This window comes from Pseudomonas sp. P8_241, from assembly GCF_034008315.1.
Classification (GTDB): Bacteria; Pseudomonadota; Gammaproteobacteria; order Pseudomonadales; family Pseudomonadaceae; genus Aquipseudomonas.
Genome location: NZ_CP125377.1, coordinates 2,595,603 through 2,618,197, shown reverse-complemented (window position 1 = coordinate 2,618,197; position 22,595 = coordinate 2,595,603). Strand labels below are relative to the sequence as shown.

The window sequence follows — 22,595 nt, the reverse complement described above, 5'->3', positions numbered from 1 at the left end:
TTAACCACTTGAAAATAAAGTAATTTTGAAGAGGACTTTCAAAGTTAGGGGCCAGCATCGTGCCTTTTTTTGAAAATTAACGGAAAAGCTAAAAGGATGAGCTCAATTTCTTGCGAGTTTTCAAACCTTTGCTATAGCTAAGTCTCTATCTCGCCAACTAGTGAGGCAACGAAATGTCAGTCGCAAAAAAAATGAGTGTGGGGCAACTGACAATGTTGACCGCCGTCAACATGTTGGGCTCAGGCATTGTGCTACTACCGACGAAACTCGCGGAGGTCGGTGCAATTTCGATTCTTTCCTGGCTGGTGACAGCCACCGGCTCACTCGCTCTGGCTTACGCCTTTGCGCGATGCGGGATGCTGAGCCGCAAGACCGGTGGCATGGGTGGTTATGCGGAGTACACCTTCGGTAAAGCGGGCAACTACATCACCAACTACACCTACGGTCTGTCGCTGTTGATTGCCAACGTCGCGATCAGTATTACCGCCGTGGGTTATATCCAGGTGTTGTTCGGGATAAAACTTGATTCTCTGCAAGTAGGCCTGGCAACCATCGCGCTGTTGTGGATCACCACCTTCGCCAACTTTGGCGGTGCCAGCATTACCGGCCGAATCGGTGCGGTAACGGTTTGGGGTGTGATTGCGCCAGTAGTACTGGTCTCCACCATTGGCTGGTTCTGGTTCGACAGCAGCGTTTACGCCGCCGGCTGGAACCCACATGACAAGGGCTGGTTCGAAGCGGCGGGGGCTTCGGTGGCAATCACGTTGTGGGCTTTCCTTGGTCTGGAATCGGCTTGCGCCAACACCGATGCGGTAGAAAACCCTGAGCGTAACGTGCCGATCGCGGTGCTGGGTGGCACCCTGGGGGCAGCGGTGATCTACATCGTTTCCACCAACGTCATCTTCGGCATCGTCGGCAACGCTGAACTGGTCGAGTCCACCGCGCCTTTCGGTCTGGTGTTCGCCCACATGTTCAATCCCATGGTCGGGAATATCGTGATGGCGGCGATGGTGCTCGCCTGTATCGGTTCGCTGCTGGGTTGGCAGTTCACCATCGCCCAGGTGTACAAAAGCTCCGCCGACACCGGTTACTTCCTGGCGATCTTCGCCAAGGGCAACAAGGCCGGTACGCCGATCATCGGCATGCTGGTCCTGCTGGCGGCACAGACTGCACTGGCCCTGCTCACCATCAGTCCTGACCTGAGCAAACAGTTCGACACCCTGGTCAACCTCGCGGTGGTCACCAACCTGGTGCCGTACATCCTCTCCATGGCCGCTTTGATGACCATGCAGAAAGTCTCCAACGTACCGGAAAGCAAGGCTCTGGCGACCAACGTCATCGCCTTGATCGCAGCGGCTTACAGTTACCTGGCACTGTACAGTTCCGGCGAGCAGGCAATGATGCTCGGCGGTGTGGCAACCATCTTCGGTTACACCCTGTTCGGCTTCGTCAACAACCGTCTGATCCGCCTTGAAGCACTCAACAACAGCGTACCGACGCAAACCGTCAGCGCGCAGCACCTCACGACTGAACCCGTGCCGGTGAACAACTTGAATACAGCCACTATGGGAGCTCAACAATGACGGAATATAAACACTCGCTCGGGATGCTCGCGCTACTGGTCAGCAGCCCGGCGGACAAACGCACCGTATTCGGTCGCGCCCTGGATCAACTGATCCACGACGTGGAGAGCCGTGGCGTCAGCGTACTGGCTTCGGAAAGCCTGACCGACGCCGCGTCGATCCTGCGCTCGGACCCTGCCATCCAATGTGTGATCATCCGATGGGAAATGGACACCAGCGAAGACCACGCCGACTGCACCAAGTTGCTGGTCAAGCTGCGCGAGCGCAACACACGCGTACCGGTGTTCCTGGTCAGCGACCGTACCACCGCGTCGACCATTCCGCTGTTGGTCATGCAGCACGCCGACGACTTCATCTGGCTGCCGGAAGACACCTCGCGCTTCCTCAGCGGGCGCATCCTGGCGGCCATCGAGCGCTATCGTCAGGCCGCACTGCCGCCGATGTTCGGCGCGCTGGTGAAGTTTGCCCGCAACTATGAATACTCGTGGCACACCCCCGGCCATGCCGGCGGTACAGCGTTCCTGAAGAGCACCGCAGGCCGTGCGTTCTACGAGTTCTTCGGTGAGAACCTGCTGCGTTCCGACCTGTCGATCTCGGTGGGTGAACTGGGCTCGCTGCTCGATCACAGTGGCCCGATCGGTCAAGGCGAGCGCTATGCCGCCAAGGTCTTCGGGGCCCACCGCACCTACTACGTGACCAACGGCTCGTCGATGTCCAACCGCGTCATCCTCATGGCCAGCGTCACGCGCAACCAGATCGCCCTGTGCGACCGAAATTGCCACAAGTCCGCTGAGCATGCGATGACCCTGTCCGGCGCGATTCCGACCTACCTGGTGCCGACCCGCAACCGCTACGGCATCATCGGCCCGATCCTGCCGCAAACCCTGAGCGCCGAAGGCGTGAAAGCGGCCATCGCCAGCAACCCGCTGGTCAAGAAAGGCATCGACCCGACGCCTGTGCACGCGATTGTCACCAACTCCACCTACGACGGCCTGACCTACAACGTCACCCGCGTTGAAGAACTGTTGGGCGAGAGCGTCGACCGCCTGCACTTCGACGAAGCCTGGTATGGCTATGCGCGTTTCAACCCGCTGTACAGCGGCCGCCATGCCATGCACGGCGACCCGGCCGATCACGACAAGTCCGGGCCGACCGTGTTCGCGACCCAGTCGACCCACAAGTTGCTGGCCGCCCTGTCCCAGGCTTCGATGATCCACGTGCGCGACGGCCGCAATCCGATCGAGCATGCACGCTTCAACGAGTCGTACATGATGCACGCCTCGACCTCGCCGAACTACGCGATCATGGCGTCCTGCGACGTCAGCTCGGCGATGATGGAAGCACCGAGCGGGCAGATCCTGACCACCGAATCGATCGAAGAAGCGATCAGCTTCCGTCAGGTTCTGTCGCGCATGCACAATGAGATGCAGAGCAAGAACGACTGGTTCTTCACCTGCTGGCAGCCGCCGACCGTGCAAGTGGGCGCAGCGACCGTGCCGTTCCATGAGGTCGATCCGGCTACGCTTAAAACCGATCCGAACTGTTGGGTCCTGCACCCCAATGCGGTATGGCATGGCTTCGGCGACATCGAAGAAGGCTACTGCATGCTCGACCCGATCAAGGTCTCGGTGCTCAGCCCGGGCATGGGCGACGATGGCAACCTGCTTGCCACCGGTATTCCTGCCTGCGTGATCACCGCGTACCTGGGACGTCAGGGCATCGTCGTCGAGAAAACCACCGACTTCACCATCCTGTTCCTGTTCTCCATCGGCATCACCAAAGGCAAGTGGGGCACGCTGCTCAACGCCCTGCTCGACTTCAAGCGTGACTATGACGACAACGCCGAACTCGAGCTGTGCCTGCCGGACCTGTACAACGCCAATTCGCAACGTTACGCCGGTATGGGCCTCAAGGATCTGGCCGACGAAATCTTCGCCGCCATGAAGAAACACAAGACCACCGCCAACATGTCCCAGGCTTTCGGCACCCTGCCCCAGGCCGAGTTCAGCCCGGTGGAGGCTTACGAAAAACTGGTGCGCAACGAGATCGAACTGGTCACCCTCGACCAGGCGGCGGGCCGTCTTGCCGCCACCGGGATCGTGCCGTATCCGCCAGGCATTCCGTTGCTGATGCCAGGTGAAAACGCGGGGCCGATCGATGGCGCGCTGCTGGCGTATCTCAAGGCACTGGAAGCCTTCGACCTATCCTTCCCCGGCTTCACCCATGACACCCACGGGATCGAAGTCGAGGACGGGGTTTATCGGATGCTGGTATTGAAGTGAGTTAAACGAGACCTGTAGGAGCAAGCTTGCTCGCGAAAGCGATCTTTCAGCCAACATTGATGTTGTCTGACACGACGCCTTCGCGAGCAAGCTCGCTCCTACAGTGGATCGCACGTCCCCTCCATAAAGCCTATGGGCAAATTCAATCACCGCGCTCTATGATTGAACCCCATGACCACCCAAGTATCGATCCGCCAACCCTGCCCACCCGGCGCCTGCGACTGCGGGCGTGACCCGTTGCTGGAAACACCGGGGGCCGACCTGCGCATCCTGTTTCTGACCCGCGCCGAAGAAAAACGCCTGATCGAACGCCTGGAGAACCTCCAGAGTCTGAGCGATCTTGCGCACGTGCAACGGCGCATGTTCGAGCAGTTGGGCATTCGCCTGGACATCGCTCCCGGATTCAACGAAGTGCGCACCATGCGCGGCATCGGTATCCGCATCGACGATCTGCCGGGGTTATGCCGAAAAACCCGCGCTGCCATCCCCGCCGCCATTCGCCGAGCCATGGAAAAACGGCCGGAGATTGCCTACGACCTGCTAAACGCCAACGACCTGCTGCGCGATGCCTGAAGGGCAAAAGAAGAAATCTGTTCCTGTCCAAAACTGCGTAATGCAAAATGAATGCAATAACGCGAAAAAACTACCACTCATCGGCAAAATCGACTGGCTATTCTCTGGTTAAAACCTACGCTCTCTGCGGGGGACAACACATTTGTTGCGTTGTCGGTAACTGGTCCGCGGGGAACAGACACCATGCTCAAAAAAACCAGCGCTGTGCCCGCCGCCATTCTGTTCGCCCTGTACGGCCAACATGCCTGGGCGGGCGGCATCATGCTGTACGAAATCGGCACAGATAACGCCGGCCTGGCCAACGCCGGAGCCGCTGCCCGCGCGCAAGGCCCCTCCACCATCGCCAGCAACCCGGCGGGCATGAGCTACCTGCCTGGCACGCAAATCACCGCGGGCTTGCAGGTGCTGTACGGCGACCTGTCGTTCGATAGCGATTCCGCCACCAACGTCAACGGCAGCAACAGTGGCAATGCTTTGGACCCGATACCCGGTGGCAGCTTTTTCATCAGCCATGAACTGGACGATCACTGGAGCGTCGGTTTCGGCCAGTACGGTGACTTCGGGCTGGCGGTCAATTACGACAACGATTGGTCCGGCCGTTACTTCGCGCAGAATTCCAGCCTGCTCGGTTTGTCCCTGGTGCCCAGCGTGGCTTACCGCTTCAACGAACAATGGTCGGTCGGCGTGGGCGTCAAGGCCATGTACGGCATGCTCCAGGCGCAGACCGCTATCGATCGCTCGCCCTTCGGTTTCACCGATCGCGGCGACGGCCAGTACAAGTACAAGGATGGCGCCTGGGGTTTGGGCGCCAACGTCGGAGTGATCTACGCACCGCAACCCGGCACCCGAATCGGTCTGGCCTACACCAGCCAGGTCGACCTGGATTTCGAAGACAGGCTCGACGTCAAGGGCGATGGCCGATTGCTGGAGCGCGTGAACAGCACCAATACCGAACTTGACACAAAGGTGCCGCAGACTGTCACCCTCAGCCTGTTCCACCAGCTGGATCGGCAATGGGCGCTGCTGGCCTCGGCCAACTGGCAGGACTGGTCGGCATTCGGCGACATCGGCGTTCAAGTCGACACTACGGCGTTTGGTTCGCAATCGAGATCGGTCGATGCCGGGTTCAAGGACACCTGGCATCTGTCCCTTGGCGCGCAGTACCAGGCCACCGAACAACTGTTGTGGAACGTCGGTATGGCTTACGACAGCAGCGCGGTTTCGGACAGCGACCGCAGCGTGATCGTGCCGATGAATGAATCCTGGCGCATTGCCACCGGGGCCACCTATGCTCTGAACCAGGACACTGACGTCAACGTCAGCTGGGCCATGGTCTGGCTTGGCGACATGGCGGTGCAACAAACCAAGGCGACATCGGGCAACCAGCTTTCCGGCCAGTTTGACAATGCATGGATTCAAGCTTTGACAGGAAACATGACCTGGCGATTCTGACGCACTAAAAAAACTAAAAAACTAAAAAACTAAAAAAGACGATTTCAACCAAGGAGTAAACACCACTATGATCCTGTCCCGAAAACTGCTGGTCGGCGCCACAATGGCCGGGCTATTGCTTGGCGGTTGCACCTCGAAAGTCACTGAAACCGAGCAATACTCGGGCTATCTGTCCAACTACAACAACCTGCAGAAAGTCGAAACGCCGAGCGGTGGCACAGCGATGCGCTGGGTCAGCCCGTCGTGGAATCCGAATGCCTACGACACGGTGGTGTTCAACAAACTGGAGCTTTATCCAGCGCCCAAGCCGGATGAGCGGGTCAACCAGCAGACGCTGACCGACCTGCAGAACTACATGACCACCAAGGCCAAAGGCACGCTGGGCCAGAAATACCGCGTGGTCTCCAACACCTCCGCCGCACCGGCGGGTTCCAAGCCCCTGCTCATGCGTGCGGCGATCACTGGGGTGAATGCCGAAAACGAAGGCATGAAGTGGTACGAAGTGGTACCGATCGCCGCCGTGGTCGGGGCAACTCAGGCCGCCACCGGCCACCGCGATCAGGACAGCACCTTGTTCATCGAAGCCGAGTTTATTGACGCCAGGACCAACCAGACGGTCGCCAAGGTCGTGCGTAAAGTGTTTGGTTCGACGCTGGAGAACGAAAGCCAGAAAATCACCGCGCAGGACTTCAAAGCGGCTATCGACAAGCTGGGCGTCGACTTCCAGGCGTTCATCAAGTAACCACACTGTAGGAGCTGCCTTCGGCAGCTCCTACAGGTATCAACCGTTTTTCATGCCGATGCGCCGGCGCATCTCGGCGGTGATCGACTGGCGCGTCTTGCGCAGGTCCGCCCAAGGTGCATCCCCCACCTCTGCCAGCCGTTCATGCACGTTGTGCACGTTCCATTGATTACCACCCTTGAGTTCCTCCACTTCCTCCCGAAAGATCGGCACCGACACTGGCAACCCCTCGCGGGTGCGCACGGCGTACGCGCAAATGGTGGTCGCGCCCAACCCGTTGCGCAGGTAATCGATGAAAATGCGCCCTACCCGATTCTTGGGCCCGGACACCGCCGAAAATCGTTCCGGCAGCAACTTGGCCATGTGACGGACAATCGCGTGGCTGAACGCCTTGACCTCGTCCCATCCCAACTTGCGGGTCAGTGGCACCACGATGTGAATGCCCTTGCCGCCACTGGTTTTCAAAAAGGCCTTGAGCCCCAATTCATCGAGCACCGACAGCGTCAACTGAGTCGCTTCAACCATGCGCTTCCATGGCAATGCGGGGTCCGGGTCGAGGTCGAGGACAAAGCGGTCCGGCTTGTCGAGGTTGTCCGCGGTCGCATTCCAGGTGTGCAATTCCACAGTGCTCATCTGCACCGCACCGATCAGCGCTTCGGCGCTGTTGATGATCATGATCGGCTGGCCAGTGAGGTCTTTGTCCAGGGTGGTAATACCGGGAATCGCGAGGCGCTCGGCGTTTTTCTGAAAAAACAGTTCGCCGGCGATGCCGTCCGGTGCCCGGACCAGCGCCACCGGGCGGTCCTTGAGCTCGGGCAGAATCCATTCGGCGACACTGGCGTAATACTGCGCCAGTTGAACTTTGGTGGTGCCGCTGCTGGCGTCGATCACCCGGTCTGGATGAGTGATGCGCACCTTGCCTTCATCGAGTCCGATTTGTGACGGTGCGGGTTCGACTTTACGGGCAGCGGCAGCTGGTTTCGCGGCGCCGCTTTTTTTCGCGGAGGACGTTTTCACGGTTTTTGGACGCTCCTCGGTGACATCTTTGGCGGGTTTGTCATCGCGCAAACCATGGAATACCGCATGGCGCACCGAACCGTCCCTGGTCATTTCGGCGAAGGCCACTTCGGCCAGTAGTGTGGGCTTTAGCCAGTGCACATCCTTGGCCTCGAACCCACTCGGCGGGTTGACCACTGTCGGTTTTTTCGTCTGTAGCGGCTTGAGTTGTCGATGAATGCTTTGCAGGGTCGTCTCGTTGAAACCGGTGCCAACCTTCCCCGCATAGCGCAACTCACCGCTGTCGCGGTCGTGCAGCCCCAACAGCAGCGCCCCAAAGGCATTGCGCGAACCTTTTGGATCAGTGAATCCGACGATGACGAACTCTTGTCGATGCTTGCACTTGAGCTTGATCCAGTCGCTGCTGCGCCGGGACACGTAAGCCGATCCCAGCCGCTTGCCGATCAGGCCTTCCATGCGCATCTGACAGGCACTGTTGAGTAAGGCCTGTGGCTCTTCGGCAAAAGACTCGGAGAAGCGCAGCAACGGATCGTCACAGGGCTTGAGGACCGTCGCCAACGCTGCCCGGCGTTCTTCGACGGGCACTTCGCGCAGGTCCACGCCATTGAGGTAAGGCAGGTCAAACAGGTAGTAGACGATGTTGCCGCTGCGGCCGGAATCGAAGGCGTTTTGCAGGGCCTGGAAGTCGGGCACGCCGTGCTCGTCCGCCACCACCATCTCGCCGTCGAGCCAGGCCGATTCGAGGCCCAGCGCGGCCAACGCCTCGGCTTGTCTGGGCAGCTTGTGGGTCCAGTCGTGGCCATTGCGCGTGATGAGTTTGACCTGGTCATGCTCAATGCGAGCCATGATCCGGTAGCCGTCGAACTTGATCTCATAGCTCCATGAACCGTCCGGGACTTTTTCAACGAGCGTCGCCAGTTCAGGCTTGATCTGAGCCGGCAGTCTGGCCTTGTGCGCCCCGGACAGCTGTGGCGATTTTTCCTTGGTAACGCTCGCCTTTGGTTTCTTGATCGACTTGGGTTTGCCCGCCGCTTTCGGTTGTTTGCTGATGAGGGTGCGATCACTGAGCACGCTGTCGGGCTCGGCAACCAGCACGTCATAGTCACTGTGCGGCTTGGCGGCAGCGTCCTGATGCTTGATCAGAAACCACTGTTCTTTCTTGCCCGGCATGTGCGTGCGCACCAGGTTCCACAGGCCGCCGAGTTTCTCCCCCTGCAGTTCGAATTTGAGCCGTCCTTTGGCATAGGCTTCGGCGGGATCGTCCTGGGGAATCCAGACACCACGGTCCCAGACGATCACATCGCCCGCGCCGTAATGGCCTTCGGGAATGCTGCCCTCGAAAGTCGCGTACTCCAGGGGATGATCTTCGACATGCACGGCCAGGCGCTTGACCTTGGGATCCAGCGACGGCCCCTTGGGCACCGCCCAGCTCTTCAAAGCGCCATCGAGTTCCAGGCGAAAGTCGTAATGCAGGTGCGATGCGTCATGCTTCTGGATGCAGAACTGCAACGCATGGGCCGATTTCTTGCCTTTGCGCTTGACGGCGGCGGGCTCGGACGTCGCCGAGAAGTCGCGCATGCGGTTGTAGTCATCGAGGTTTAGGGTCATGGCTCACCTGCTGCTGGCGCCAAGACGTTGAATCAGAACGTCTCTCTAAAACAGCAGAGCAAACCCCGGGAAGAATAATTCCATCGACATTGAAAGCGCCCGGACGGACGGGCCGACACCCTCTACCATTCGTCGAAAAAACCACTCCACCTGTCATTTGTGACAGTAGTCAATTTCGCCGCCGTCATGCCCAATCGTCTCCATGAACCTGGCGTCTGAAGCCGCCAAATCTTGCCGAACAAGGAGCTCACCATGACCGCTTTTCGCCCTTACCTGTATTTTTCCTTCGATGATGCCCAGGGCACGCTGGCACTGGGTGCCCTGACAATCGCGGGCATGACCAGACCGATCGTCGACGGTGATGGCGGCATCAGCAAGGCAGTGGTCGAAGACAGCGAGAATGGGGTGATATGCGCCATCAATCCGTGGCTTGGCATGCAGGAAGACGACACCGTCACCGTCTTTCTGGACGCTGTAACAGTATTCGACCACACCGTGTTGGCAGACGAAGTCGATAAGCGACTTTTCTTCTTTGTGGAGGCCGAGCGGTTCGTGCCTGGCTGGATCGAGGAGTGCTATTACCTGTTGCACCGCAAGGGTGAAACGGCACCTGACGACCCATCGGTGAAACTGCGTTTACGGGTCAAATTCGATCTGCCGGGCGGTCCCGACAAAGAACCGCACTTGCCGTGGCACTCGGAACTGGGGATCGTACAGCTGCCCGATGAGGTGATAGAGCAGGGAGTCGATGCCGAGTGGGCGGCCAAAGGCGTGCCCATGACGATCGCGCGCTACCCCGCCATCGCCCTGCGCGATACGGTCCAGGTAAAATGGGGCAGTGTGTTTCTCAAACCTTTTGTGCTTGAGCAGGAGCACGTCGACGGCACAGTGCCCATCGTGGTTCGCGCCGAGCAGGCTGACATTCTGGCCGCTGGCGACAGCAATGGGCTGCCGGTGCATTACGAGCTGTATGACGAGGTCTGGAACCTCTCGGAAAAATGGTCCGAGAGAACCACCGTAGGCGTCGATGCCGGCGCCTGGCGCCTGGACGCTCCGATTATCAAGCAGTCGGTCAACGGTGTGATCGATCTCAAAGAGTTGAACCAACAGGACGTCATCGTTCAGATCAAGGTGCAAGCCCCGGACTTCCAGCTCGACGATACCGTCACCCTGACCTGGATCGGCACGCCGCAAACCGGCAAACCCCTGATTAACACCCAGTCGGAGGACATCAAGAATGTGCCCAGCATCATGGAGTTTGAAATTCCGTACGCGCAAGTCCGCGCTCTGGCCATGGGGTCGGCCGATGCCTCTTATGTGCTGACCAAGAAAGACGGCAGTCCGCCCCTCTCATCCAAACGTGAATTCGCCGATGTCATCGGCGATGTGTATGCGCATCCTGCTCCGACGATTCGCGAGGTGCTGGGCGATATCCTCGAACCCGACAACCTGTACGCCACCGTGGATCTCACCTACCCGGGCATGCGCAGCGGTGACCTTGTCGAACTGATCTGGCAAGGTACCCGGTCCAACGGCACGCCCTATCTTCATACCGAGCCTTACACCGTCAGCAAAAACGACGCCGAGGACAAACGCATCACCATTTACGTACTCGGCGAACACATCAGCGTGCTCGCCAATGGTGGTCTCGATCTTTGGTATCGAGTTTCCAATGATGAGGCGGCGATCTACGGGGTGAGCGAGTCCGAACACCTGCTGGTCAAGGTCAAGGCAATAGCGGCGACGCTGCCGGCGCCCAAGGTGCCAGAGGCAGGACCAGACGATGTGCTGGACCCTTCAAAGGTGTTCGATCACGTCACGGTGCGAGTCGAGTATCTGGGAACGGTCAAAGACGACATCCTGAGGTACTACTGGACCGCCATCAGTTCGTCCATCAGCACCAGCGACTGGCTTCCCATCACGAGTGTCAGCGCAGGCAAACCGGTCCCTTTCCGGGTCGATGCCCGTTTTGTCACCCCAAGCATCGGGCAGTACGTCAAGGTGAGATACACCCTCAAACACGCCAGTACCGGCTTGTACAGCTACTCGCAGACGTTGAATTTGCTGATTGGTGAACTGGTCGGTGAATTGCCACCACCTAAGGTGATCCAGGCCACGGGGGCAGATCTGGACCCCATCAAGGCAATCAATGGCGTGGATGTAGTGGTTGAATACGCGAAGATGAATCCGGAGCTGGATACTGTTGCCTTGAAATGGCGCGGAACCCCAGGCGCTGGCACATCGGATGATCTGGAACTGCCGGCGCATGAAAGCGGTAGTGTGTCGTTCCCTCTACCCGCCTCTGTCGTGGGAGCCAACATCGGCAAACCGGTCATGATTACCTACGACGTCAAGCGTTACAACTTCTGGACGGAGTCCGACTCTCTGCCCCTGAATGTACTGACGTTCCAGGACCCGGAAAACGAACTGCCACGCCCTGACGTGCCCGAGGCGGTCAATCAGGTGCTCGACCTGATGGAGTTCGCCGGTAATGCTCAGGTCATTGTCGACAAGTGGCCGTTCATTGCCCTGGGGCAACGCCTGTGGTTACGACTGGAAGGAAAGACCACCGCCGGGGCCTCTCACACCATCGTGTTGCTCGACGGTGCACTGATCAACCAATCGCAGGTCGAGAACGGGCTCAAGGAAAGCCTGTTGCGCACCGAACTGCTCAAACTGGGCCATGCCTCGCCGGCCACGGTGCGCTGCAAAGTGACCTTTGACGGCGCCAGCGAAGAGTCCATGGCGGTCGAATTCCCGTTATTGCCGCTGACCGTCAGAACCCGCTATGACTATCTGACGCCGGTCATCACCAAGGTCGAGGGCATTCGCGGGGACGTGCCTGACGGGGGCATGACCCGCGATGACGAAGTCACGGTCACGGGCACCGCGACACGGGGCGAAACCATCGAACTGTTCGACGCAGATTCCGCATCGATGGGCACGGCCCCCGTCGGCGACAACGGCGTCTGGAGCCGTCTGATCGGCAAACTCACGGAGAAGCTCTACCGCATCACGGCCAAGGCCAAATACGACGCCGACCCGGTGTCGAGCAATGAATGGAGTTTCACCGTCGATTTTGCGATGACCCCCGTCATCCGTTCGGTAACCGACTCCAAGGGGCCGCTGGCAGAAGGTGAGATGACCTATGACAACAGCGTGTTCATTGAAGGCGATGCCAGTGCAGGCGAGAAGGTTCAACTGCTGGACGGCACCACGCCGATCATCACCCTCGACGTTGACGGTAAAGGCATGTGGGAATTCCGCTACAACAGCCTGACGGTCAAGACTTACCGCCTGACGGCAAAAGCCCTGTACGACGTCGACCCCATTTCCAGCCCGCTACGCACCTTCGTCGTGGCGCAGGCAGTGACCCCGACCATTTCCAGGGTCACCGACATCAGAGGCGATGTGGCCAACGGCGCAACGACGTATTACCGCAGCGTGACCCTGAGCGGAAAAGCCAGCAAAAATGAAGAGATCGAGCTGAGGGACGACAGCGCTTTACTGATCAAGCGCCCCGTCGATGCCAACGGTGATTGGACCTGGGACTTCAACAATCTGACGTTGAAATCATACAAACTGACGGCCAAGGGATTGTATGGCAACGAGCCTGTCTCTGGTGAGCGCGTCTTTTCCGTCGCGGCGCATGTTTCACCGACCATCACTGAAATCACCGACTCCCAGGGCCGCCCGGTATCGGGGACCATTTATGACAGAACGGTGAATCTCAAAGGCCGTGCCACCCCTCGCGAAAAAGTTCGGATTCACGACAATGGCTCACCCATCGGCTCGGAGGTCAATGTCGCGGCCAGCGGTGAATGGAGTAGCAGCGCGAGCGGTCTGGCAGTCGGTCCACACAGCATGACGGCCAAAGCACTGTACGAGGTCAGCCCGATCGAGAGCGCGCCAAGAACCTTTACCATTGCTGAACAGGTTGCGCCCACCCTTACCTCTGTGAGAGGCGACGAAGGCGAAGTGCAAAACGGTGGGCAAACCAAAAGCACCACGGTCAGCCTGACGGGCAGCGTTACGTCCGGTCATCAGGTGCAGATTTACGATTTCAGCACGCCCAAACATACAGTTGCCGCCAGCGGCACCACCTGGAGCACGACACTTGCCGTTGCCCTTGGGGACCACTCTATAACGGCGAGAGCAGTCACGACCGGGCAGGTTTCAAATACTCGCGTGTTCAAGGTTGTATCGCCGATACCGCCACTGCAATTCAATACCAATCCGGTGACGCTGAGTGGAAAGATCTACCTCATTCCTGGAAACCCCGAGGTACTTCCAAATTTTGGTCCGGGAACATCCGTGCATCATCGGGCGTCAGGCGGTCAACCGAACTACAGCTATTTCTCCAGTCATCCGGCGGTTGCCGTTGTGGATGGAACAGGACTGGTCACGGTCAGAGGCAGAGGAACCGCAACCATTACGGTGAGGGATGCGGCCAACCAGTCCTTGAGTTACCAGGTGACAGTGACGGGGGTGATTCATTGCATAGGACTCTCGAGCGGCAACTGGGCAGGTATCAATGCAACAGCCAGCCAGGCTGGATGCCGACTCCCCAGTTACGAGGAACTGTATGAAATTTACCAGACCTATAGCTCGCGCTGGCCGATGCCTAATCACCTCTATTGGTCGACGACTCCCAGTAATGCCTTCTGGCCACTTCAAGGCAGAAAAACGATGAACCCTGTGACCAGCGCCAATAGCTCCGCCTCCATAGCCCCATTGTCCAATCATCACGCCTACGGAGTTGGGCTTCGGTAAATATTCAATGGCTGGAGAGCCAGGCGCAAATGATCGCAACCTGCGCAGAATATCAATCTGCGCAGGATCTGCCGCAGGCTGCGATCCTTTGATTCTGATTCTTTGCTCAACGTACCCTGTGGAACAAGGCAAGCATCAAAACGGCATCTACACCGGCTTGCCCTTGGCCTGTTGCTCAAGATGCACTTGCAGGTCCGGCTCGATGCCCAACGCGGCCGCCAACTCATCCAGATAACCGCGCTCGGCGTCCTGCTGGTCATCTACCAACATGACGCTGGCCAGGTACATTTCCGCGGCCATGCCTGAATCCGTCGCCGACTGCGCGACCTCAGCGGGGTCCAGTGGTTTGGCGCATTCATCGTCGAGCCATTGCTGCAATTGCGGGTCATCGGTGTGGCGTGCGATTTCGGCATTGATCATCTGCTTCTCGGCATCATCAAATCGACCATCGGCTTTAGCCGCGCCGATCAAGGCCCGCAGGATCGCATGGCTATGTTCTTCGACTTGCGGACCGGCCAACAGGTCAACGGTGCGCGGCGCCTCTTGTGGCGCCGATGCCTGACTGCGCTGCCAGGCCTGATACGCCTGGAACGCCATCATCCCCAGAGACGCCAGCGCCGCATAATTGGTGCCGCTACCGGAGCGGGTTTGCGCTGCCCCGCCCATCGGTGAACCGCCACCGAGCAAACCGCCGAGCAAGTCGCCCAGGCCAGCGCCGCTGCCGCCGGGAGCACCAGCGCCGCCACCCAACAGCCCGCCGAGCAACCCACCCAAATCGCCGAGCCCACCTTGAGCCGACGCGCCACCGCCGCCTTGTTGTGCCATGGAGCCCTGGCCGGCTCCTCGCAGTAATTGTTCGAGCAGATCACTGGTGTTCATGACCTCGTCCTCTTTGAAGGGTTGGATCCAGTCAGCCAACAATAGTCCTCGTCGGCAAATGTGCCACCACCGTTTGGCTGACTCGCCCTGTAGCCAGGGTTCACAGCAGGTGAACCTTATCCCCGGATTTCCGGTCGATACCTGCAACCCGACCCGGTTTGCCGTCGCCTGCGCTTATAAAGGCTGATGACTGGCCGGCTGCATTTTCTGGAGAATGCCCCTGTGATTTCGACTCTACACATCGCCAGGCTCAAAGCCTGGGGCGCCCATGGTTTCACCGCCACGGGCGTGGTCACGGCCTTCCTCGCGACCCTGGCTCTACTCGACAATCAGCCGACCCATTGCCTGTTGTGGCTGGGCGTTGCGCTGATCGTCGACGGACTGGACGGAGCCCTGGCGCGCAAGGTCAATGTGCAGTCGGTGTTGCCGAGTTTCGATGGATCGATCCTCGATCTGGTGATCGACTACCTGACGTACGTGTTCATCCCCGCGCTGTTCATCTACCGTTATATCCCGCTGCCGGATTACACCCTGCTGCTGACCGTGTCGTTGATTCTGGTGTCGTCGCTGTTCTGCTTCTGCAACGTCAACATGAAAAGCCAGGACAACTATTTCCAGGGTTTCCCCGCGGCCTGGAATGTCGTTGCCCTGAGCCTGTACATCATCGAACCGACACCGTGGATCACCTTTCTCAGCGTCATTGGCCTGGCCCTGCTGACGGTCACCCGAATGAAGTTTCTGCACCCGTTTCGCGTGCGCCGCTTCATGCCGATCAACATTGCCGTGACCGCCGTCTGGCTGTTGTGCAGCTTGTCACTGGTGATCAACCATCCGCTCATCAACCCGCTGGTGATGGGGCTCTGGCTGTTGATGTCGGCCTATTTCCTGGGGATTTGCGTCTGGCGCACGGCACTGGAATGGTTTGACCAATCGCCGAAGACCTAGCCTCGAGGCGCGCAGATTAATTAGCGTACTTTTACAGTGCAGGAGCGAGCTTGCTCGCGATGGTCGTTAACGATAACGCGCGTTTACTGGCTCAACGCGGCGTTCTTGAGTCCATCGCGAGCACGCTCGCTCCTACAGGGATTTTCGCCTCATCAACGCCGGGTAATCACCACCTCCAGGTATTCACTGGGCACCACCAGTGACTTGTCGCCCACCCGGTTCTGATGGTTCAACAACTGCGTCATATCCGCTTCCAGTGCCTTGCCGCCCTCGGGTGGCAGTGCCGCGAAGGCCTTGTGCACCGGACCGTACCAGCTGCGAAAAGTGTCGATGAAATGCGCGGCCGAACGATAGCGAAAATTGAAGGTGCGGCGGGTGACCTGAAGCAAAAATGCGCGCTCGTCGAAATGCTCGTGCAGCCAGGCCTCGGTGCCCCATCGCGAGGGCGGTTGTGCGCCGGGGGGTGGCGGCAGGTGCTGGCCAAGGATCTTGAACATCTGACCGACAAAGCCGTCCGGTGTCCAGTTGGCCAGACCGATCCGGCCTCCCGGCCGACAGACTCGCGCCAGCTCCGACGCGGCCTTGGCCTGATCAGGCGTAAACATCACGCCGAAAGTGGACAGCACAGCATCGAAACTGCCGTCCTCGAAGGGCAAGGCTTCGGCATCAGCCACTTGAAAGCTGACATTCAGATGCTCTGCGCGGGCGCGGTCTTCACCCCGTTCAAGCAAGGCACCGACATAATCGGTGGACGTGACCCGGCAACCGCGACGCGCAGCGGCGAGTGTGGCGTTACCGTTGCCCGCCGCGACGTCCAGCACGCGCTCGTCGCACAACAGGTCGCAGGCTTCGGCCAGTTGTTCGCCGACAATCTGCAAGGTGGTACCGATCACGGCATAGTCGCCGCTGGCCCAGGAGGCCATCTGGCGGTTTTTCAGGGCAGTGAGATCAATGGGTGTACTCATGAAAACGGTCTCTGCGTGGACACATGAATCGAGTGACGAGGGACTATTCCGCCGTCGTGGGATCGATAATATTCATGACCCGGGAAACGCGGCTGGCTGGAAAACCGCTCAACCTCGCGTGTTCCTGGATGAGATCTTCGTTCGGCGCGATGTACACGCAGTACAACCGGTCACCGGTGACGTAGCTTTGCAACCACTGCACCTCGGGCAAATCGCGCAATACACGGCAGGACTTTTGCGAGGCGGCTTTCAAATCCCTTTCCGACAATGCTCCGGCGCCTGGAATCTCGCGTTCGATGACGAACTTCGGCATGGCAACCTCTCATTTCTTGTTATGGATGACAGGACCGGTATGACCCTGCAGGCCAACTATCGCGCTGACGCGGGTTGGCGTCCTGTCCGATCGTCGGCCAACCCTGCCCGATCGTCCGGAGATTTCATGTTGCGCCGCAACGCGCTCACAATCGGAAATCTCCTGCACGGGAAATACCCATGGACGCCCTGTCTCAGACCCTGCGCGTCGTGCATCTGGTCGGCGCGATCTTCATCAACGCCAGGTTCACTGCGCCCTGGTGTTACCAGTCGCCCAGCGCTGAAACGGCCGCCCCCTTTCTCGAACCCGGTGCCGAACGGGTGGTGATCTTTCACCTGATTACCGAGGGCGAGTGTTACGTCGAACTCGGTGATCAGCCGCCCCTGCTCTTGAGCGCCGGTGACGTCGTGGTGTTTCCTCAAGGGGACGCCCATCGCATGTGCTCGCAACCGGGCTTGCCCCCTGCCAAAGGCGCTCGGCTGGACGAGGTATTGGCGCGTCGACCCCGGCAACTCAGCCACGGCGGTGGCGGCGCGATCACGCGCCTGGTGTGTGGCTACCTGGCGTGCGACGCGCGGTTGGCCGGCATACTGCTGACCGGCTTGCCGCCCGTGGTGCGGGTCAATGTGCGCGGCTCGAACGCCGGTATCTGGCTCGAATCTTCAGTGCGTTATGCCCTCGCCGAAGCCCGCTCGCCGCGACCCGGCGGCGAAGGCGTGCTGGCGAAACTGGCGGAGGTTTTGTTCATCGAGGTCCTGCGCCTGTACATGAGCGAACAAGGCGAAGGACGCACCGGGTGGCTGGCCGGTGTGCGCGACCGGATTGTCGGCGCGGCCCTCGATGCCTTGCACAAAAAGCCCTGTCACGCCTGGACGCTCGAAGAACTGGCCCGCACCGCCGGCACGTCCCGATCGGTGCTGGCCGAACGTTTCCAGCAACTGGTGGGGGTTTCACCGATGCAGTACCTGACGCAATGGCGCATGTTGCTGGCGGCCAATCTGTTGCGCAGCAGCAACAGTTCGTTGATGCGCATTGCCGAGGAAGTGGGTTACCAGACGGACACTGCGTTCAGTCGCGCCTTCCGTCGTGAGTACGGCGCGCCGCCGGCTGCGTGGCGGCGCAATCAGGAGAAAAAAACAACGGCCCACGACGCCGCGCCGATGAGCCATTGAAGCATCGCATCAAACTGCCGGAGCGCCGGCCTTTGCTTCCTCCAGCAGCTGCTGAATCATCTTCTCCTGATCGTCATGACTGCCTTCGCCGAAGTGGGTGTAGCGCACCTGGCCCTTGGCATCGATGAGGTAGTGAGCCGGCCAGTACTGATTGTCGAAGTTGCGCCAGATCGCATAGTTGTTGTCGATCGCCACCGGGTAGGTGATGCCGTATTCCTGCACCTTGGCCTTGACGTTGTCGACGATGCGCTCAAAACCGTATTCCGGTGTGTGCACGCCGATCACCACCAGGCCATCCTTCGCGTATTTTTTCGCCCAGTCCTTCACGTACGGCAAGGTGTGCTTGCAGTTGATGCAGTCGAAGGTCCAGAAGTCCACCAGCACTACCTTACCTTTGAGCGACTCGTTGCTCAGCGCTGGCGAGTTGAGCCATTGCACGGCGCCGGACAGTGACGGCGCCGCCCGGCCATTATCCATGGCGCTGTCTGCCTTGACCTTGCTGACGAAGTAATCGACGACCTTCGGCACGCTTTCCAGCACGCTTTTTTCGACACGGCTGCCCCTTTCGGAAGAGGTGTTTGCCAGCAGCACGTCGCCTGCCCCAGTGGAAATCACCGCAGCACCGGCCAGCACCGCCAACCCGGTGCCACGTCGAAGCCAGCCGGTGAGCGCAATCGAAGGTTTCAGGCGATTGACCAGGCCGCGACCGGCAAAGATCAGCGCGCCGAGTGACAAGGCACTGCCCGCGCCATAGGCCAGCAGCAACAGGCTGGTGTGGGCGTTCGCACCTTGCAGCATGGCGCCGGTGAGGATCACCCCGAGGATCGGCCCCGCGCAAGGTGCCCAGAGCAGTCCGGTGGCGACACCGATCATGATTGAACTCAACGGGCCGCAGATTTTGCCGGTGTTCGGATTGAGTCGATTGCCCAGCAGTACGAACGGACGCGCCAGCCCGTCAGCGACTCGCGCCGAAATCAGCGACAAGGCAAACAGCACCATCACGATCAGCGCCACATGACGGCCGGTATTGTTGGCCTGGATCACCCACTCACTGCTGACCACCGCCAGGCTGGAAATCAGGGCGAAGGTCAGGACCATGCCGCCAAGGGTGAGCAGTATTGATACACGCGTACGGTCAGCCCCGGCAAACAGGAACGGCACAACCGGGAGGATGCAAGGACTGAGGACGGTCAACAGGCCGCCCAGGAAAGCGATGAGTAACATGGGGTTCACCTTGTAAGCGAGCGAGAGACCATCCGCGCCCCCTGCAGGAGCGAGCCTGCTCGCGATAGCGCACTGTCAGTCAATGACGAGGTTGAATGTGCAGATGCCATCACGAGCAGGCTCGCTCCTGCAGGGGGCCAGTGTGCTCCTCAGAATCGTGTTCGGCGTCAGGCCGTTTGTTCTTCCTGCATCTGCCCCTGCGGCGTGCGGCTGGCACCGTCCTGGGCGAGGAAGCCGTGATCACCGTTCTGCATCATCGGCGTCAGTTGGAAGCAAATGCTGCTGGCGCACGCATCCTGTTCAACGCCAGCATTGGCATGGGCGGCAGCGCCGGCGACAGAAAACGCGATAGCGGTCAAAAAGCGGGTGAGGTTATTCATGCGGGTCTTCCTGTATCAAAGGGAAAAAAGGCGCGGCACTCAGTTGTCCGAGTTGCAGTGGTCGGCAAACTTGCGATAGTCCAGGACCTGGGTTTTGCTCTGGGAATCCAGGTAAGTCAGCTGGGCATTCACGACGCCGCAGGACGGCGAGGCGTCCTCGGTCAGCGACAGCACTTTCTTGATGTCCAGATGCGTGCCGTAGGTGTAGGTTTGCGGGGTGACATCGGCTTGCGCACGGGCTGACAAGGTGCAGATGTTCAGTGCGGCAAACAGGCAAGCGGCGTAGACGGCTTTGGTGTTCATGGCGGTTACCTCAGGATTTTGATGGCTCGATGGTTCGTTGGTCCGAGGCGTCCGGGCTTGCCTCGATGGAACTCATTTAAAGCCTGCGAGGTATCCCGTATGTGTCGGGAATCGGCGCGGATAAATCGGTACGTATCAGGACCGGGGCGGGATACAGAGCGATACAAAACCCGTGGAAAACCGCGTTTTTGCCTCCCCGTGTATCCATCGACCGACCCGATACACTGCAATACAAAGGGCCGCAGGCGAGCGAACCAAGGCTCGATAGACTGTGCACACTCCCACTTTCAGAGGCTTGGCCAAATGGAGCATGTCGATCACATCCTCATCGTTGACGATGACCGCGAGATCCGTGAACTGGTGGGCAACTACCTGAAGAAGAACGGCCTGCGCACCACCGTCGTTGCCGATGGCCGACAGATGCGCGCCTTCCTTGAAACCACGCCGGTGGACCTGATCGTGCTGGACATCATGATGCCGGGGGACGATGGCCTGCTGCTGTGCCGCGAGTTGCGCGCCGGCAAACACAAGGCCACGCCGGTCCTGATGCTCACTGCGCGCAACGATGAAACCGACCGCATCATCGGCCTGGAAATGGGCGCCGACGATTACCTGGTCAAGCCCTTCGCCGCCCGCGAACTGCTGGCGCGCATCAACGCCGTGCTGCGGCGCACACGCATGCTGCCGCCGAACCTGGTGGTCACCGAAGCCGGGCGCCTGTTGGCCTTCGGACGCTGGCGCCTGGATACATCAGCGCGTCACCTGCTCGACGGCGACGGCACCATGGTGGCCTTGAGCGGTGCGGAATATCGCCTGCTGAGGGTGTTCCTCGACCATCCGCAACGGGTGCTCAATCGCGATCAATTGCTGAACCTGACCCAGGGCCGCGACGCCGACCTGTTCGATCGCTCCATCGACCTGCTGGTCAGCCGCCTGCGCCAGCGCCTGCTGGACGACGCCCGTGAACCGGCCTACATCAAGACCGTACGCAGCGAGGGTTACGTGTTTTCCCTGCCGGTGGAAATACTCGGTGACTCTGCATGACGCTGTCGATGCGCTGGCCACGCACCCTGGCCTCGCGGCTGTCGCTGATCTTCCTGATCGGCCTGATCCTCGCCCAGGCGCTGTCCTTCGGCGCGCAGTACTACGAGCGCTACGAAACGTCGAAAAACACCATGCTCGGCAACCTCGAAACCGACGTCTCGACCTCCATCGCCATTCTCGACCGCCTGCCTGCCGTGGAGCGCGCCAGCTGGCTGCAACAGCTGGAGCGACGCAACTACAGCTATCTGCTCAACGAGGGCGTACCGGGTACGCCCATGGGGGCGGACATGCCCAACGCGCCCATCGCGATGGCCTCGATCAAAGACGCCATCGGGCATGACTACCCAATGACGTTCACCGATATTCCCGGGCCGAAAAAACACTTTCAGGTGCATCTGAAACTCGCAGACGGCAGCCCGTTGACCATCGACGTTCGCCCGTCGATGGTGCCTCTGTCGCCGTGGTTGCCCGTGGTGCTGCTGGGGCAACTGGCCCTGCTGATCGCCTGCACCTGGCTGGCCGTGAGAATCGCGATCCGTCCCCTCACCCGCCTGGCCAATGCCGTCGAAACCCTGGACCCCAACGCTCACCCGGTGCTCCTGGACGAAAAAGGCCCGACTGAAGTCGCCCACGCCGCCAAAGCCTTCAATGCGATGCAGGCGCGCATTGCGGCTTATTTGAAAGAACGCATGCAACTGCTGGCGGCGATCTCCCACGACCTGCAAACCCCCATCACCCGGATGAAACTGCGCGCCGAGTTCATGGACGACTCCAGCGAAAAAGACAAACTCTGGAACGACCTGGGCGAAATGGAACACCTGGTTCGCGAAGGCGTGGCCTACGCCCGCAGCATCCACGGCGCCACCGAAGAAAGCCGGCGCATCGACCTGGACGCGTTCCTCGACAGCCTGGTATTCGACTATCAAGACATGGGCAAGGACGTGCAGCTCGCCGGCAAGTGCGCCGCCATCATCGACACCCGCCCCCATGCCCTGCGCCGGGTGTTGGTCAACCTGACGGACAACGCGCTGAAATTTGCCGGTGCCGCAGAGTTGAATGTGGAAAACCTGGCCGACGGCAGCCTCTCGGTCAACATCATGGACCGCGGCCCCGGAATTGCCGAAGAAGAATTGAAGCAAGTCATGGAGCCCTTCTACCGCGTGGAAAATTCACGCAACCGCAACACCGGCGGCACGGGGTTGGGGTTGGCGATTGCCCAGCAATTGGCGATGGCGATTGGTGGGGCGTTGACCTTGAGCAATCGTGAAGGTGGGGGGTTGTGCGCGCAGCTCAGATTGCCGGGACACAAGGCGGCGAAGTAGAAAAAATCGTGTAGGAGC

The 22,595-nt window shown here is 59.7% G+C and carries 17 protein-coding genes; 10 read left to right on the top strand and 7 right to left on the bottom strand.

Going from position 1 to position 22,595, the window contains the following annotated elements:
- The first annotated feature begins 173 nt into the window (after window positions 1-173).
- From potE to QMK58_RS11990, 5 genes are all read left to right on the top strand, one after another.
- Window positions 174-1,583, top strand: coding sequence for a putrescine-ornithine antiporter (gene potE / locus QMK58_RS12010; protein WP_053160308.1), 1,410 nt, complete (start codon window positions 174-176; stop codon window positions 1,581-1,583).
- Window positions 1,580-3,865, top strand: coding sequence for an Orn/Lys/Arg decarboxylase N-terminal domain-containing protein (locus QMK58_RS12005; protein ID WP_053160310.1), 2,286 nt, complete (start codon window positions 1,580-1,582; stop codon window positions 3,863-3,865). Before potE ends, QMK58_RS12005 begins: the two co-directional genes overlap by 4 nt.
- 171 nt (window positions 3,866-4,036) lie before the next feature.
- Window positions 4,037-4,438 carry a hypothetical protein gene (locus QMK58_RS12000; protein WP_053160312.1) on the top strand — a complete coding sequence of 134 codons (402 nt, stop codon included), beginning with the start codon at window positions 4,037-4,039 and terminating at the stop codon, window positions 4,436-4,438.
- A gap of 183 nt (window positions 4,439-4,621) precedes the next feature.
- The gene (locus QMK58_RS11995) at window positions 4,622-5,890 is read left to right on the top strand and encodes an OmpP1/FadL family transporter (protein ID WP_053160315.1); all 1,269 of its coding nucleotides are present in this window, start codon (window positions 4,622-4,624) and stop codon (window positions 5,888-5,890) included.
- Window positions 5,891-5,957: 67 nt separating this feature from the next.
- A complete protein-coding gene (locus QMK58_RS11990) occupies window positions 5,958-6,632 on the top strand; it encodes a DUF3313 domain-containing protein (RefSeq protein WP_053160317.1) in 675 nt (224 codons plus the stop codon).
- A 39-nt stretch (window positions 6,633-6,671) separates the two neighbouring features.
- Here QMK58_RS11990 and ligD read toward each other — a convergent pair whose 3' ends face one another.
- Window positions 6,672-9,257: a DNA ligase D gene (ligD, locus tag QMK58_RS11985; protein WP_320396340.1), complete on the bottom strand. Its 2,586-nt coding sequence runs from the start codon at window positions 9,255-9,257 to the stop codon at window positions 6,672-6,674.
- A 252-nt stretch (window positions 9,258-9,509) separates the two neighbouring features.
- Here ligD and QMK58_RS11980 point away from each other — a divergent pair, with 252 nt between their 5' ends.
- Complete coding sequence (locus tag QMK58_RS11980; RefSeq protein ID WP_320396339.1) at window positions 9,510-14,030, top strand: Ig-like domain repeat protein; 4,521 nt, start codon at window positions 9,510-9,512, stop codon at window positions 14,028-14,030.
- Window positions 14,031-14,177: 147 nt separating this feature from the next.
- Here the strand turns inward: QMK58_RS11980 and QMK58_RS11975 are convergent, their stop codons facing one another.
- Entirely contained in the window at window positions 14,178-14,909 is a 732-nt protein-coding gene (locus QMK58_RS11975) for a tellurite resistance TerB family protein (RefSeq protein ID WP_053160322.1), read from the bottom strand.
- Window positions 14,910-15,131: 222 nt separating this feature from the next.
- Between QMK58_RS11975 and pcsA the strand changes: the two genes are divergently transcribed.
- The gene (gene pcsA, locus QMK58_RS11970) at window positions 15,132-15,854 is read left to right on the top strand and encodes a phosphatidylcholine synthase (protein WP_320396338.1); all 723 of its coding nucleotides are present in this window, start codon (window positions 15,132-15,134) and stop codon (window positions 15,852-15,854) included.
- 152 nt (window positions 15,855-16,006) lie between these two features.
- On the opposite strand, the gene QMK58_RS11965 is transcribed toward pcsA, so the two are convergent.
- On the bottom strand, window positions 16,007-16,819 hold the full coding sequence (locus QMK58_RS11965) for a class I SAM-dependent methyltransferase (protein ID WP_320396337.1): 813 nt from the start codon (window positions 16,817-16,819) through the stop codon (window positions 16,007-16,009).
- A gap of 43 nt (window positions 16,820-16,862) precedes the next feature.
- Window positions 16,863-17,132, bottom strand: coding sequence for a DUF4242 domain-containing protein (locus QMK58_RS11960; RefSeq protein WP_053160327.1), 270 nt, complete (start codon window positions 17,130-17,132; stop codon window positions 16,863-16,865).
- A 179-nt stretch (window positions 17,133-17,311) separates the two neighbouring features.
- Here QMK58_RS11960 and QMK58_RS11955 point away from each other — a divergent pair, with 179 nt between their 5' ends.
- Window positions 17,312-18,304 carry an AraC family transcriptional regulator gene (locus tag QMK58_RS11955; protein WP_053160330.1) on the top strand — a complete coding sequence of 331 codons (993 nt, stop codon included), beginning with the start codon at window positions 17,312-17,314 and terminating at the stop codon, window positions 18,302-18,304.
- Between the two features lie 9 nt (window positions 18,305-18,313).
- Here the strand turns inward: QMK58_RS11955 and QMK58_RS11950 are convergent, their stop codons facing one another.
- From QMK58_RS11950 to QMK58_RS11940, 3 genes are all read right to left on the bottom strand, one after another.
- Complete coding sequence (locus QMK58_RS11950) at window positions 18,314-19,528, bottom strand: cytochrome c biogenesis protein DipZ (RefSeq protein ID WP_320396336.1); 1,215 nt, start codon at window positions 19,526-19,528, stop codon at window positions 18,314-18,316.
- 167 nt (window positions 19,529-19,695) lie between these two features.
- Entirely contained in the window at window positions 19,696-19,908 is a 213-nt protein-coding gene (locus QMK58_RS11945; RefSeq protein ID WP_053160335.1) for a hypothetical protein, read from the bottom strand.
- Between the two features lie 39 nt (window positions 19,909-19,947).
- Window positions 19,948-20,211, bottom strand: coding sequence for a DUF2790 domain-containing protein (locus QMK58_RS11940; RefSeq protein WP_053160336.1), 264 nt, complete (start codon window positions 20,209-20,211; stop codon window positions 19,948-19,950).
- A 303-nt stretch (window positions 20,212-20,514) separates the two neighbouring features.
- Here QMK58_RS11940 and QMK58_RS11935 point away from each other — a divergent pair, with 303 nt between their 5' ends.
- Together QMK58_RS11935 and QMK58_RS11930 are read left to right on the top strand one after the other, a co-directional pair.
- Window positions 20,515-21,255 carry a response regulator gene (locus tag QMK58_RS11935; RefSeq protein ID WP_053160338.1) on the top strand — a complete coding sequence of 247 codons (741 nt, stop codon included), beginning with the start codon at window positions 20,515-20,517 and terminating at the stop codon, window positions 21,253-21,255.
- Window positions 21,252-22,577, top strand: coding sequence for an ATP-binding protein (locus tag QMK58_RS11930; protein ID WP_320396335.1), 1,326 nt, complete (start codon window positions 21,252-21,254; stop codon window positions 22,575-22,577). Before QMK58_RS11935 ends, QMK58_RS11930 begins: the two co-directional genes overlap by 4 nt.
- Window positions 22,578-22,595 lie beyond the last annotated feature (18 nt).

Excerpts from the sequence above, each read along its gene's own strand:
- QMK58_RS11990 (WP_053160317.1), top strand. The coding sequence starts at position 5,958 with ATGATCCTGTCCCGAAAACTGCTGGTCGGCGCCACAATGGCCGGGCTA.
- QMK58_RS12005 (WP_053160310.1), top strand. The coding sequence starts at position 1,580 with ATGACGGAATATAAACACTCGCTCGGGATGCTCGCGCTACTGGTCAGC.
- QMK58_RS11960 (WP_053160327.1), bottom strand. The coding sequence starts at position 17,132 with ATGCCGAAGTTCGTCATCGAACGCGAGATTCCAGGCGCCGGAGCATTG.
- ligD (WP_320396340.1), bottom strand. The coding sequence starts at position 9,257 with ATGACCCTAAACCTCGATGACTACAACCGCATGCGCGACTTCTCGGCG.
- QMK58_RS11955 (WP_053160330.1), top strand. The coding sequence starts at position 17,312 with ATGGACGCCCTGTCTCAGACCCTGCGCGTCGTGCATCTGGTCGGCGCG.
- QMK58_RS11935 (WP_053160338.1), top strand. The coding sequence starts at position 20,515 with ATGGAGCATGTCGATCACATCCTCATCGTTGACGATGACCGCGAGATC.
- QMK58_RS11975 (WP_053160322.1), bottom strand. The coding sequence starts at position 14,909 with ATGAACACCAGTGATCTGCTCGAACAATTACTGCGAGGAGCCGGCCAG.
- QMK58_RS11950 (WP_320396336.1), bottom strand. The coding sequence starts at position 19,528 with ATGTTACTCATCGCTTTCCTGGGCGGCCTGTTGACCGTCCTCAGTCCT.
- QMK58_RS12000 (WP_053160312.1), top strand. The coding sequence starts at position 4,037 with ATGACCACCCAAGTATCGATCCGCCAACCCTGCCCACCCGGCGCCTGC.
- potE (WP_053160308.1), top strand. The coding sequence starts at position 174 with ATGTCAGTCGCAAAAAAAATGAGTGTGGGGCAACTGACAATGTTGACC.
- QMK58_RS11980 (WP_320396339.1), top strand. The coding sequence starts at position 9,510 with ATGACCGCTTTTCGCCCTTACCTGTATTTTTCCTTCGATGATGCCCAG.
- QMK58_RS11965 (WP_320396337.1), bottom strand. The coding sequence starts at position 16,819 with ATGAGTACACCCATTGATCTCACTGCCCTGAAAAACCGCCAGATGGCC.
- QMK58_RS11940 (WP_053160336.1), bottom strand. The coding sequence starts at position 20,211 with ATGAACACCAAAGCCGTCTACGCCGCTTGCCTGTTTGCCGCACTGAAC.
- QMK58_RS11945 (WP_053160335.1), bottom strand. The coding sequence starts at position 19,908 with ATGAATAACCTCACCCGCTTTTTGACCGCTATCGCGTTTTCTGTCGCC.
- QMK58_RS11995 (WP_053160315.1), top strand. The coding sequence starts at position 4,622 with ATGCTCAAAAAAACCAGCGCTGTGCCCGCCGCCATTCTGTTCGCCCTG.
- QMK58_RS11930 (WP_320396335.1), top strand. The coding sequence starts at position 21,252 with ATGACGCTGTCGATGCGCTGGCCACGCACCCTGGCCTCGCGGCTGTCG.